General features: G+C 53.4%; 9 protein-coding genes. 2 read left to right on the top strand and 7 right to left on the bottom strand.

Annotated elements, in window-relative coordinates:
• Window positions 1-43 precede the first annotated feature (43 nt).
• The 3 genes from BQ2674_RS07515 to BQ2674_RS07505 all read right to left on the bottom strand — a co-directional run bounded on the left by BQ2674_RS07515 (window position 44) and on the right by BQ2674_RS07505 (window position 5,350).
• Entirely contained in the window at window positions 44-1,000 is a 957-nt protein-coding gene (locus tag BQ2674_RS07515; RefSeq protein ID WP_075573168.1) for an L-lactate dehydrogenase, read from the bottom strand.
• Window positions 1,001-1,025: 25 nt separating this feature from the next.
• A complete protein-coding gene (locus BQ2674_RS07510; RefSeq protein ID WP_075573167.1) occupies window positions 1,026-4,772 on the bottom strand; it encodes a phosphoribosylformylglycinamidine synthase in 3,747 nt (1,248 codons plus the stop codon).
• 65 nt (window positions 4,773-4,837) lie between these two features.
• Window positions 4,838-5,350 (bottom strand): nitroreductase family protein, encoded by a 513-nt coding sequence (locus BQ2674_RS07505; protein ID WP_075573166.1) that lies wholly within the window; start codon window positions 5,348-5,350, stop codon window positions 4,838-4,840.
• Between the two features lie 156 nt (window positions 5,351-5,506).
• Here BQ2674_RS07505 and BQ2674_RS07500 point away from each other — a divergent pair, with 156 nt between their 5' ends.
• Complete coding sequence (locus tag BQ2674_RS07500; RefSeq protein WP_075573165.1) at window positions 5,507-6,118, top strand: hypothetical protein; 612 nt, start codon at window positions 5,507-5,509, stop codon at window positions 6,116-6,118.
• 69 nt (window positions 6,119-6,187) lie between these two features.
• Here the strand turns inward: BQ2674_RS07500 and BQ2674_RS07495 are convergent, their stop codons facing one another.
• From BQ2674_RS07495 to BQ2674_RS07485, 3 genes are read right to left on the bottom strand one after another with little or no spacing between them, the layout of a single operon-like run.
• A complete protein-coding gene (locus BQ2674_RS07495) occupies window positions 6,188-6,940 on the bottom strand; it encodes an amino acid ABC transporter ATP-binding protein (RefSeq protein WP_143696406.1) in 753 nt (250 codons plus the stop codon).
• 18 nt (window positions 6,941-6,958) lie between these two features.
• The gene (locus BQ2674_RS07490; protein WP_075573164.1) at window positions 6,959-7,765 is read right to left on the bottom strand and encodes a transporter substrate-binding domain-containing protein; all 807 of its coding nucleotides are present in this window, start codon (window positions 7,763-7,765) and stop codon (window positions 6,959-6,961) included.
• A gap of 32 nt (window positions 7,766-7,797) precedes the next feature.
• Window positions 7,798-8,463 (bottom strand): amino acid ABC transporter permease, encoded by a 666-nt coding sequence (locus BQ2674_RS07485; RefSeq protein WP_075573163.1) that lies wholly within the window; start codon window positions 8,461-8,463, stop codon window positions 7,798-7,800.
• A 259-nt stretch (window positions 8,464-8,722) separates the two neighbouring features.
• Between BQ2674_RS07485 and BQ2674_RS07480 the strand changes: the two genes are divergently transcribed.
• Window positions 8,723-9,910 carry a M20 metallopeptidase family protein gene (locus BQ2674_RS07480; protein ID WP_075573162.1) on the top strand — a complete coding sequence of 396 codons (1,188 nt, stop codon included), beginning with the start codon at window positions 8,723-8,725 and terminating at the stop codon, window positions 9,908-9,910.
• A 68-nt stretch (window positions 9,911-9,978) separates the two neighbouring features.
• On the opposite strand, the gene nifJ is transcribed toward BQ2674_RS07480, so the two are convergent.
• Window positions 9,979-13,497: a pyruvate:ferredoxin (flavodoxin) oxidoreductase gene (gene nifJ, locus BQ2674_RS07475; RefSeq protein WP_075573161.1), complete on the bottom strand. Its 3,519-nt coding sequence runs from the start codon at window positions 13,495-13,497 to the stop codon at window positions 9,979-9,981.
• Window positions 13,498-13,655 lie beyond the last annotated feature (158 nt).

The following is a 13,655-nucleotide window of genomic DNA, read 5'->3' as shown; positions in this document are numbered from 1 at the left end:
AACTTAAACCGAATTGAACAGTTTTATTAAGAGCCCGTCCGATTCAACCGATTTCTTCGGCCCGCTGCAGGAAACCGCGAATAATGTCGCAGGATGCGTGGAATTTTTCCTGCTCTTCCGGCGAAAGCGGGATTTCCACGACTTCTTCAATGCCGTTCCTGCCGATGACGCAGGGCACGCCGGCAACGCCGTCCTTTTCACCGTACTTGCCGTCCAAGACCGTCGAGCAGGGCCAAATAAGGTTTTGGTCATGCAGGACGGCGCGAATGATCATAAGCGTCGCGTTGGCAATGCCGAATTCCGTGCAGCCCTTAAAATCCACTTCCATATCGCCGGCCCGCTTCACCTTAAGCTGCAGGTCGGCCAAATCAAGGTCGCCCCATTCGGGCTTTTCTTTCATGATTTCCGTAAAGAGGCGTCCGTTTATGCGCACTGTCGACCAGGCAATAAAGCCGGAATTGCCGTGCTCGCCCAGGCAATATCCCTGCAGGGAGCGGCGTGCATAGCCCGTAAGATTGCCCATAACGCGCAGGAGTCTGTATGTTTCCAGACTTGTACCGGTGCAAAAGCAGCGCTGCGGTGCCCACGCCATGCGTCGGCGAATATATTCGCAAATAATGTCGGCCGGATTGGAAATACTGATCATAATGCCGTGAAAATCGACCTGCCGCAGGTGTGCGACCACATCATCAGCCATGCGGATAGAATCAGTAAACATGTCGAGACGCGTTTCGCCGGGACGGCGGCTGCGGCCAAAGGCCGTGACGAGAATGTCGGCATTATTCAGCTCCGTATAATCGCCGGCCCGCACGACCGTATCTCTGCCGCAGGCTGCACCCGTAACGGCATCATCCAAATCACATGCCTGGCCGAGAGCCTTGTTTTCGTCCTTGTCGATGAGGACTATGTCATCGACGTCTCCCGACTGCACCAACGCCAGCGCCACGTGTGAGCCTACGTGGCCGGCGCCTATAATGACGACCTTGCGTGTTTTATGCATACTTTCCCGTCTCCTTTACACCTTTTTACTTAAAGTAGTTCACGCCGGCCGTAAAGATCGGCTGCACCTTGTTTCCGGAAATATTTTTAAACACGTTTTCGCCCGTATACCGTTCCGTATGGGCCATTTTGCCGAAAACGCGCCCGTCTGGGCTCGTAATCCCTTCGACGGCAAAGACGGAACGGTTCGGATTGAACTCGCTGTCTCCGCTCGCAACTCCGTCAGGCGAAACATACTGCGTTGCAATCTGCCCCTTTGCCGCAAGGGCGCGAATCTCTTCGGGCGATGCCACAAAGCGGCCTTCGCCGTGCGAAACGGCAACCGTATGAATGTCGCCGGCTTTAACATTGCCGAGCCACGGCGACATGACGGAGATGATCTTTGTATCGACCATGCGCGACAGATGTCGGCCGACGGTATTATACGTCAGTGTCGGGCTGGTTTCACTGAGCGGCCGGACATGTCCGTACGGTAAGAGGCCCAACTTGATAAGCGCCTGAAAACCGTTGCAAATGCCGAGAATCAGGCCGTCACGGGAATAGAGGTGGTTTTCCATGGCTTCCGCCAAAACAGGGTTGCGGAATAACGTAGCAATAAATTTGCCCGAACCCTCCGGTTCGTCGCCGGCGCTGAAACCGCCGGGGAACATGATGATTTGCGCCCGGGCAATGCGTTTTTCCATTTCCGCTATGGACGCCGACAGCTCCTGCGGCGATTCGTTGCGCAGGACAAAGGTGTCCGTCACGGCTCCGGCCCGCCTGAAGGCTGCCGCCGAATCGTATTCGCAGTTCGTCCCCGGGCATACGGGAATAAAGACGCGCGGCTTGCCGAAGGACTCGCTCCGTTTCGGCCCATATGTCGTACAGAGAGGCAGCGTATCGTCTTCGTTCGCACTTGCGCCTTTTATGGGGAAAATACCGCTCAAGGTTTTTTCCCATGCCGTCTGCAGTTCCGCCAGAGAAATACGCACATCACCCGTTACGGCTTCGGCCGTACTGTTGGTCGTCGCTACGACACGCGTATGCTCCCGCTTCGCCCAAATTTCAGCCCTTGCCTCATCCGTTTCGACAAGAAAGGCACCGTATTTCAAGGCGAAAAGTTCTTCCCCCTTTATATTGTCGGTAACCGTAAAGCCGATACCGTTGCCGAAGGCCATCTTCGCCAGTGTCGTCCCCATGCCGCCGCGGCCGACGGCGTGCGCCGCCTTGACCGTACCGGCCGCACTCTGTTCATATAGGAAGTCACATTGCCTGCGAAAGACGTCCCAATCGAGAATTTCATCTTTATCGCGCGGCACGTCGAGAAGGACGACGGCGCTGCCGGCATCCTTTAATTCGGGCGAGATGATGCGCTTCGCCTTTTCGGTAACGACTGCAAAAGAAACGAGCGTCGGCGGCACGGTAAGGTTTTCAAAGGTGCCGCTCATGCTGTCCTTACCGCCGATTGCGGCAATTTGCAATTCACGCTGCGCCGTATAGGCGCCGAGCAATGCGGCAACCGGCTTTCCCCATGCCGTTTTATCCGTACCGAGACTTTGGAAAAATTCCTGCAGCGTCAAGTATGCTCGGCGCCGGTCGCCGCCGAGAGCGACCAATTTCGCCACGGATTGGACGACCGCGTAAAGGGCGCCGTGAAAGGGGCTCCACGCGGCAAGGTCCGGATCGTAGCCGTGCGTAAAGATACTGGCCGTATCGGTCTTTGTACCGACGGGTACGGGAATTTCGGCTGCCATACCTTCAACGGGCGTCTTCTGATACTTGCCGCCGAAAGGCATGAGTACGGTCCGGGCGCCGACAGTGCTGTCAAAGCATTCGGCCAGGCCCTGTTCGGACGCGACGTTGAGCTCGCCCAGCGTACGGAGCCACGTCTCCCGAATATCATCTGCCGAAGCCTGCACAAAAGCGCTCTTGCCCGCCGGGCACGCCACATAAGCTTCGCGTTGCTGCATGACGCCGTTCGTATTTAAAAAGTCCCGCGAAATATTGACGATTTTACTGCCGCGCCAGTTCATGACCAGACGGTTCGTATCCGTCGCTTTGGCGACGGCCGTCGCTTCCAGATTTTCTTCGGCGGCATATTTCATGAACGTGTCTGCCGCTTCGGGTGCGACGACGACAGCCATCCGTTCCTGCGATTCCGAAATGGCCAATTCCGTCCCGTCCAGTCCTTCATATTTTTTCGGCACCACATCCAGATTGATGTCCAAGCCGTCCGCCAATTCGCCGATGGCGACGGACACGCCGCCGGCGCCGAAATCATTGCAGCGCTTGATAAGGGTCGTCACTTCACGCCGCCTGAAGAATCGTTGAATTTTTCGTTCCGTCAGGGCATTTCCCTTTTGTACTTCAGCGCCGCTTGTTTCAAGGGAGGTCAGGGTATGTTTCTTCGACGAACCCGTTGCACCGCCCATACCGTCACGGCCCGTCCTGCCGCCGAGAAGAATGATGACATCACCCGGCTGCGGTGCTTCGCGAATGACGTTTTCCCGCGGTGCAGCTCCCAGAACGGCACCGATTTCCATGCGCTTGGCAATAAAGCCGGGATGATAGTATTCTTTTACTTCGCCCGTCGCCAGACCGATCTGGTTGCCGTACGAGCTGTATCCCTTAGCTGCGCCCGTCGTAATCGTCCGCTGCGGCAACTTGCCGGGCAGCGTATCCTTAACGGCCTGCCGCGGATCGCCGGAGCCGGTGACGCGCATGGCCTGATAAACATAGGCCCGGCCGCTCAAGGGATCGCGAATGCAGCCGCCGAGACAGGTCGCGGCACCGCCGAAGGGTTCGATCTCCGTCGGATGGTTGTGCGTTTCGTTTTTAAAGAGAAGAAGCCATTCTTCTTCCGTTCCGTCCACGTCAACGGGAATGATAATCGTGCAGGCGTTGATTTCGTCGGACTCATCCAGGTTCCGCAGCTTGCCTGCCGCTTTGAGTTCCTTCACGGCAAGTGTCGCCATGTCCATCAGAGTCTGCGGCCGGTCAGCGCGCACGAGTGCATGCGACTTTGCATAGACTTCATAAGCCTTGCGCACAGGTGCCGTAAAGGAACCGCCGGCAAAGTCGATATGCGTGAGTTCCGTCATAAACGTCGTATGACGGCAATGGTCGGACCAATACGTGTCGATAACGCGAATTTCCGTAATCGTAGGATTTCGTTTTTCTTCGTCCCGGAAATAATCTCGGCAAAAAGCAAGATCCGGGCCGCTCATGGCAAGCCCCAAGCGGCGGCGCAACTCTGCCAAAGCCGCGTCGTCCATAGTCGTAAAGCCTTCGATGCGTTCCACGTCGGCCGGCCGCTCCCAAGGGACATCCAAAGACGTTGCCGGCGCCAAAGACGCTTCCCGCGCTTCGACGGGATTGATGCAGTACTGCTTAATGGCCTCTTTGTCGGCAGCGGAGAGGGCACCCGTAAAAATAAAGACCCGTGCTGTACGCACGACGGCCTCGCTTTTCATGGTCAACATTTGAAGGCACTGCATGGCTGAATCGGCGCGCTGGTCGTATTGGCCGGGCAAGTACTCAATGGCCAGAATCATGTCTGCCCCGTCCGTCGGCAATTCGCCGCAAATTTCGTCTACAGGCGGTTCGGAAAAAATCGTTTCCTTCGCCGTCTCGAACGCGGCATCGTCCAAACCGGCTATGTCATAGCGATTGTAAAGACGGACTCCCGTCAGACCGCCAATCTGCAAGTTTTCCCGTAAATCCACCAGTATACGCCTGGCTTCATCTGCAAATACGTCTTTTTTTACAACATATACACGCCGAATCGATTGCATCAAATACCCTCCCGAAGGCAAAAATCATATTCCCGCTGTTTTTCCGCCTGCACTGCTGCGCTCACTTACATATAAGTTACCGTTTCGGACAAATTTTTGCGCACAGTGTGCTTCGGATTCATAGGCGCATCCGGCGCCGCATAGCCCAGATCCATAATCATGAGGACTTCCTCATTCTCCGGAAGACCGAGCTCTTTTGCCATAACCTCCGGATCAAAGAAATTAATCCAGCAGCTGTTTACGCCTTCATTAGCTGCAGCCAAAATCATGTGGGTAGCAACAATACTTGCATCCTCTACGCCCGAGTCACGCTTCTCGCCGGGATAAGTGAATACATTATTCTTATCAAAGGCTACAACAAGGCACGTGCCCGCACCATAACGGCAGGGAGTGACTTTATCGATCTTCGCCAATCCCGCCTCGGATTCAACGACATAAATTCTCTGCTCTTGCAGATTTTTCGCCGTCGGCGCCACACGCCCCGCTTCCAAAATAGCCGCCAACGCCTCTCTTTCCACCTTCCGGCCGTCATATTTTTTGCATGCATACCGCTCGGTAAGAACTTTTGTAAATTCCATGATCTCGTCTCCTTATATAATCCTTTACAACACAATATAAGTTCATACCTGTAGTATACCCAAGTCGGGAAAAAATGTAAAACAAAAGGCCGCCTCAAGTAGACAAAAAGGTGTCAAATGTGTAAGATAAAAATCAATACACCAAAGGAGGAATATATGCAGCCTCAATTTTTTGACGGTTTCAACTTTCATAACCGCAAATACAGCATTGTGGCCGTTGAAAAGCCTCAGAACCTTTTTTCTATAAACGACCTGCCCCTGCGCCCGGTCATGTTCGACGAATCATGTCTGCGCGGCTATGCATGTAATTACGCCTTAAACGGGGACAGGCAACTGATTTTGGCGCAGCTCTTCACGAACAACGGCGATGAGGGCGGGCCCCGTTTATACGAAAAGAAACCGGTCAGCTTTCATTCGCCGGCCGGTGATTTGCGCTATGATCTCGACCTACCCCTGTCCTATACGGGTTCCTTTCTCATCGCCTACGACTTCGACCACACTTACTACATGCCCTGTGGCTTTCAGCTGCCCCACGCCTTTAAGACCCTTTACGAACTGACCTTTGAAGACGGCCGCTTCATACATGTTGAAGACCGCTCCGAACAGGCGCGCCGGCTGCGTATCGAATACGAGCCCCCCATAACGGCGCAAAAGAAAATGCGCCGCAAAATGAACGGCCTTTTCCACGGCAGCGCACCCTGCGATTTTGACGACGAGATCCTTGCCCAGTACATGGATATCAGTTACGATACAAAATACCTCTTCTGATGAAAAACGGAAAAGCCGCGGCTTTTCCGTTTTTGTCTCCTCCTATCGTTCCCGACAGGTCACATATGCTTATTTTACGTGCTTTAAAAACTGCACCAGCCGCGGATTCTCCGGATTGATGAGAATTTCTTCCGGCGTCCCGTCTGCAGCGATTTTGCCGCCTTCCATGAAGATAATGCGGTTGGCCACTTCCCGGGCAAAAGAGATTTCATGAGTCACGAGAATCATCGTAATACCTTCCTTCGCCAGCTCTTTAATCGTATTCAGCACATCGCCGACGAGCTCCGGGTCGAGAGCCGACGTCGGTTCGTCCAAGAGAAGGACCGACGGGTTCACGGCCAGGGCCCGGGCAATGGCAACGCGCTGCTGCTGTCCGCCCGAGAGTTTGGACGGATAGTAGTCCTGCCTGTCCAGCATGCCCACCTTGGCAAGCCAGTGGAGCGCCGTTTCTTTCGCTTCATGCTTGGACTTGTTATGTACGATCATCAGCGCTTCCATAACATTTTGGACGGCCGTCTTGTTTTTAAACAAGTTGTAATTCTGAAATACCATGGCCGTATGCGTGCGCAGCTTACGTACTTCCGCCGCCGTATGGCGCCGTGCGTCAACAGTCAGACCGTCTATGGTAATGGTTCCCTTGTCGGGAATTGTTAAGTAATTCAAACATCTGAGCAGCGTCGATTTGCCTGTGCCGGACGGTCCGATAAAAGCGCCGACGTCGCTTTTATACAGGTTGAGAGATATATCGTCCAGAACGGCTGTATGCTTGTCGAATCGTTTGCTCAGGTGTTTTATTTGAACCAGCGGCCGATGATTATCCATACTCGCTCCGTTCCCATCTTATTCGTTGATAATGTACTTCGTCATATCGCTGCCGAAGTACTTTTCCGTAATTTTCGCAATCGTGCCGTCATCAAGCATTTTCTTCAATTCTTCGTTTACTTCATCACGAAGTTTTGCGCCATCCTCCGTTTTCGGGAAGAAATAAGCCACATTGTTCGCTTTCAATCTCTTGTCGAGTATGGTCAGCCTGTTTCCCGTCTTTTCCATGAACATCCGTGCCGTCGTTACGGCGCAAGCCTGTGCGTCAATACGGCCCAGGGCCACGTCCAAAAGGCCTGCGTCCGATTCTTCATAGGTCTTGACGTTGAAATTATATTCTTTGGCCATGTCCATAATAATCGTCTGGCTTGCCTGCCCGTTCGTAATACCGATGGTCCTGCCGCGCAGGTCTTCAATGTTCTTAATGTCGCTGCCTTCTTTCACAACGACGGACTGTGCGTCACCGTAATACGGAATGGACGCATAGTACTTGTCGGTCCGTTCCTTTTTTACGGCAAAGGCGTTGGCCGCAAGGTCGGCACGCCTTGTATCGAGCTCGCCGAAGAGCGAGTCGAAAGCGGCACGCTTCAGCTCAATTCTCCACCCTTTGCGCTTTGCCAGCTCATTCCAAATATCACCGTCAATACCGGTCCACTTGCCGTTTTCATCGACGACCGTATAGGGTACGTTGGTTCCCGTCGTAGCAATGGTAATCGTCCGTTCTTCGGACGCGTTCCGTCCGCCGTCGGAATTGCCGCCGCAGCCGGTCAACGCCGCAACGGCGACAGATAAAGCCGTAACAATACATAATACGCGTTTTTTCATTAAACACCCCTCCTGAATATGTGTGCTGCACTTTAATATGCTGCGGAACACCGCTTATCCAAATAGCGCTGCACGAGAGTCAACAAGCCGATAATGACAAGATAAACAACCATGACTGCCGCATATATTTCAAAATAGCGGAATGTGTAGCTGCCTTCGATTTTAGCGGCACCCATGATGTCAATTACACCGAGCATAAAAGCTAAAGACGACAGCTTGACGATGTTGATCATATCGTTAAACAGTGCCGGCAAGGCTACACGTGCCGCCTGCGGAATGATGATGCGCCGCACGAGCTGCAGGTTGGACATGCCCAGGGAATAGGCCGCTTCTTTTTGCCCCGAATCAACCGAGAGCAGGGCGCCGCGAATACTTTCGGACATGAAAGCGCCGATGTTCAAGCTTATGACGACGGCAACGGCCATAGTCGGATTCATGCCGCGTACGAGTTCACTGACGGTGGCAATACCGTAATAAAAGAAGTAGAGCTGAACTACTGCCGGCGTCCCGCGCATGAGAAAAACGAAGACTCCGGCGACCTGATAAAATCCGGGAACCTTATAATACGAAATAACGGCTATGACAAGCCCGATAACGAGGGCACATACCGTCGACGAACCGGTCAGGGCCAGCGTTACGTCCAAATGTTCCAATACCTTCGGAAATACTTCCGCGAAATAATCAAATTGAAAATCCACGCAGTTATGTCACCCCCAAAATGCAGATAAAACTTTTCTCATTATAGCGTATTGCCGTTGCCTCGCCTATAAAAGGCTCTCAGTTATCAGAAAATTTCATAAATACGGCTTAACACATATCCTTTTATTATGTTATTTTCTTACATCCGCCTTATCGGCGAAGTGCATAAATCATGCTTTTCCCCCTTCCGTACGGGCATGATATAATAGCTGCAAAACATATCCATTACAACATAGCTCGTTAGAGGAGGAAGCCTGCATGAATGAATTGATAAAAGAACTTGTTGCGCAGTACGGTCAAAAGATAGTGGAAAACAGGCGTTATTTACACGCTCATCCGGAATTGTCCTTTAAAGAGTTTAAAACGGCCGAATGGATTCGCAGCCGCCTGCATGATGCCGGAATTCCCATGCTGACCGGCATCGGCGGCAACAGTACGGTCGGCTTTCTGAAGGGAGATACGTCAGGCCCGTCCGTCGGCCTGCGCGCCGATATTGACGCCCTCGGCCTCATCGAAGAAGGGGACCTTTCCTTCAAAAGCACGGTACCCGGCGTCATGCATGCCTGCGGCCACGATGCGCATACGGCGATCTTATTGGCAGTCGCCGAAATTCTTGCGGCACACAGGGAGCTCATCAAGGGAACGGTATATTTTATCTTTGAACAGGCCGAGGAATTTCTGCCCGGCGGTGCCGTACAGCTCGTAAAGGACGGCATCATGGACAAAATTGACTACCTCTTTGCCATCCACGTGGACGCGGAAAATCCGACCGGCACCATCGACATCGAAGAGGGCGTCCGCTTTGCCGCCGTCGGTACGTACGACTTTAAAATTACCGGCAGAGGCGGCCACGGCGGCTTCCCGCATACGGCCAATAATCCGCTCATTCCGGCAAGTCAGCTCATTTCCTCGTTAAACCTCATTCCCGCCTTAAAATGCGATCCCCTAGCGAGCTGCACCTTGACGGTCAGTTACCTCCACTGCGGCGTAGAAGGCGTGGCCAACGTCATTCCCGAAAAGGTCAGCATGGGCGGCTGTGTCCGCGCCTTGGACACGGAGCTGCGCGACTTCATCATGGCCGAAGTAAAGCGCTTGGGCCGGTCCGTCTGTGCAGCCTGCAACTGCGACATTGACGTCTCCATGGTCTACGGCTATCCGGCCGTCATCAACCACCCGGACTGCGTTGCCGTCATGAGCGAAGCGGCCGACGAGGTCGGCATCATGCGGCAGCACGTGCCGCCCCGCTTGGGTGCCGAAGATTTTTCGTACTTCGCCGAACAAAAACCGGCGGCTATCGCCTGGTTCGGCCTGGCCGACTCGACGGGCAGGCACGCGCCGACGCCCCATCACAGCCCCGGTTTCTATCTTTCCGACGAAGAAGGGCTGCCTCTTGCACTGACGTACATGCTCACACTTTACTGCAAAGCCGCAAATAAACTTTCCTAAGAATGCGAAAAGGACAACAGTCTTTCGGCTGTTGTCCTTTTTCCATGCTCTGCGGCATGTAACCTGTTTTATTTCTCCGCAACGAAAGATCGTTCCATCTGCACGTACGATTCGTATCTGTCGCGAGCGTCTTCCTCGGTCTTGGCGAAGAGAGCTTCCGCCGAATCGGAGAAGGTGCGCAGAAGCGAAGCGAAACGCGTTTCACCCATGAGGAAGTCGCGGAAGTTTGCCTTAGGCGGCTTCGAGTCGAGAATGAAGGGATTCTTGCCTTCCTTCTTGAGAAGCGGATTGTAGCGCCACAAGTGCCAATAGCCCGCTTCAACGGCGCGCTTTTGTTCCAACTGGCTCTGGCCCTGACCGACCTTCAAGCCGTGGTTGATACAAGGCGCATATCCGATGATAAGGGACGGTCCGGGATAAGCCTCCGCTTCCTGGAGAGCTTTCATAAACTGATTCTTGTCGGCCCCCATGGCAACCTGGGCCACATATACGTACCCGTACGTCGCCTGCATGAGGCCGAGATCCTTCTTCTTTGTCTTCTTGCCGGATGCGGCGAACTGTGCCACCGCCGCCGTCGGTGTAGCCTTAGAGGCCTGGCCGCCCGTGTTGGAGTACACTTCCGTATCGAAGACGAGAACGTTAATGTCTTCGTTCATGGCCAGAACATGATCCAAGCCGCCGTAACCGATATCATACGCCCAGCCGTCGCCGCCGAAGAGCCACTGACTCCGCTTGACGAGGAACTGTTTCATCTTATATACCCGTTCGAGCTCGGCCTTGCCGTCTTTTTCCGCTTCCAAAAGGGCCACTACCTTTGCTGCGCGGTCACGTGTGCCGTCGCTTACGTCTCTCTTATCCTTCCATTCGGCCAGTGCTTCGCGCAGAACCGGGCTTGCCGCGTCCATAGCCGCATCCACGTACGTGACGAGGAGTTTCCGCTCCGCCTTTTCAGCAAGCAACATGCCGAAGCCGTATTCGGCGTTATCTTCAAACAGCGACGTCGCCCATGCGGGACCCTGCCCCTTTTCGTTTTTCGTATAACCGCAGGTCGGCGCGCTGCCGCCCCATACGGATGAGCAGCCGTGGGCGTTGGCAATCATCATACGGTCGCCGTAAAGCTGCGTAATAACCTTGCAATACGGTGTTTCGGCACAACCTGCGCAAGCGCCCGTAAATTCGAGAAGGGGCTGTTCGAACTGGCTGCCGATAACCGTCTTCTTATCGCCCGGGTTCGGTTTTGCCGGCAAATCAATGACATAATCCCAAATAGCCGCCTTGGGCTGTTCGTCATCAAAGGGCATCATGGTCAGTGCCTGTTTCGGGCAAACGTGCGTACAGCTGCCGCAGCCGAGACAGTCCATGACGGAAACGACGATACTGTATTTGTAATCCGGCGCAATACGAATTTCCTTATTCGTGTAGCCATCCGGTGCCTTCGCCGCTTCTTCCGGTGTCAGGAGGAAGGGGCGAATAGCCGCATGCGGACATACAAAGGAACATTGATTACAGCCGATACATTTTTCCGCATCCCAACGGGGTACGAACATAGCGACACCGCGTTTTTCTTCGGCACACGTTCCCGTCGGCCAGTGACCGTCTTCACGGCCGTCAAAGATACTGACAGGTAATTCGTCCCCTTCGAGACGGTTCGTCGGCAATGCGAAGGTCTTGTAAAATTCCGAATATTTCGACATGTCCATTACTTCGTCGACCGCATCCGCCCATGCGGCAGGAATGTCAATTTTGACGATGTTCGTCAACCCTTCATCAATAGCGGCGTAGTTCTTGTTGACAACTTCCTGACCCTTCTTACCGTACGATTTGACCACGGCTTCTTTCAACTTGGAAATAGCCAAATCGAGAGGAATGACTTCGGACAACTTGAAGAATGCCGACTGCATGATCATGTTGATACGACCGCCGAGGCCGATGCGCTGGGCGATGCCGACACCGTCAAGAATATAGAATTGCACGTCATTGCGCGCCAGGGAGCGTTTCAACTGAGCAGGCAATTTTTCTTCCAATTCTTCGGGCTTCCACACCGTGTTCAGCAGGAAGGTGCCGCCTTTCTTGATGCCTCTCAGCAGGTCGTAGGCGTACACATAAGACTGGCGGTGGCAGGCAATGAAATCGGCACTGTTTACGAGATAAGGCATATTAATCGGTTCGGATCCGAAGCGCAGGTGCGATACCGTTACGCCGCCGGATTTCTTCGAGTCATACGCAAAATACGCCTGAGCATACATGTCCGTATTGTCACCGATAATCTTGATGGCGCTCTTGTTGGCGCCGACGGTTCCGTCCGATCCGAAACCCCAGAACTTACAGGCTTTCAGCTCTTTACCGGCTAAGTTAAGCTCTGCCGTCCGCGGCAGGGACTTGAAGGTCACGTCGTCGACGATGCTGAGCGTAAAGTCCGTCTTCGGGTCGGCCTGTTTCAAATTGTCGAAGGCCGCAATAACGTCGGCCGGTAAAAATTCTTTTGACGCAATGCCGTAACGGCCGTTGTAAATCTTCGGATGCACGTCGGCACGCGCAAAGGACGCGACTACACTGTGGTACATGGGTTCACCGTTGGCGCCCGTTTCTTTCGTCCGTTCCAGAACGGCAATTTTCTTCGTCGTCTTAGGTAACGCTGCAAGGAAGTGCTTTTCCGACCAGGGACGGAACATGTGGACATTGACACAGCCTACTTTTTCACCGTTTGCCGCCATGTGCTTAACCGTTTCTTCCACGGTCTGCGCACCCGAACCGATGGCGACGATGACATATTCCGCATCGGGAGCGCCCGTATAGTTGAACAGATGATATTCACGACCGGTTATTTCATGAATCATTTGCATGTATTTTTCCGCCGTTTCAGGCACTTGGTCGTAGAACTTGTTGAGTGATTCTTTGTGCTGCATGTACACTTCCGCCGATTCGCAAAAAGCGACCGCTTCGGGATTGTCCGGGTTCATGCCGCGTTTACGAAAGGCTTCAACCGCTTCCAAATCAAGCATAGGCCGCAAGTCTTCATAGTCGATGACTTCAATTTTCTGCAGTTCGTGAGAGGTGCGGAAGCCGTCGAAAAAATTGATAATCGGCACGCGACAGGAAATAGCCGTCGCATGGACAACGGCCGACAAGTCCATAACCTCCTGTACACTCGATTCGGCCATCATACAGATACCGGTACCACGCATAGCCATGACGTCGTCGTGCCCGGCAAAAATCGTATACCCGTTGGACGCAATCGTACGGGATGCCGCATGGAAGACGGCCGGCAATAATTCACCTGCTACCTTGAACATGTTGGAAAGCATGATCATCATCCCTTGAGACGATGTAAAGGTTGTCGTCAGAGCACCTGCGTTGAGAGCACCGTGCAATGCGCCGGCAGCTCCTTTTTCCGACTGCATTTCCTGTACGAGAACGGGCACGCCGAAAAGATTCTTACGGCCGTGGGCGGACCATTCGTCCACGTGTTCCGCCATGGGCGACGACGGTGTAATCGGAAAAATGGGGGCAATTTCCGTGAAAGCGTAGGCTATGTGGGCTGCCGCTTCGTTGCCGTCCATCGTCTTGAATATTTTTTTTGCTGTCATATAGTTCACTCCTTTGTAATATAAACACACATAGTGTATGCTCCAGCAAAGCATATGGAATATGCCTTATTCTCATCTTTATTGTAGCTAAAAAAAAGGAGGCCCTCAAGAACAAGGCTCCCTTTTTCTCCCGTATATTCAAACCTCGTCTGCCGAAA

Origin of the sequence: Megasphaera coli (genome assembly GCF_900095855.1) — a bacterium.
GTDB classification, from domain to species: Bacteria; Bacillota; Negativicutes; order Veillonellales; family Megasphaeraceae; genus Megasphaera; species Megasphaera massiliensis_A.
Note: the sequence above shows the minus strand (reverse complement) of the source record. Positions and strands in the feature narration are given on the sequence as shown.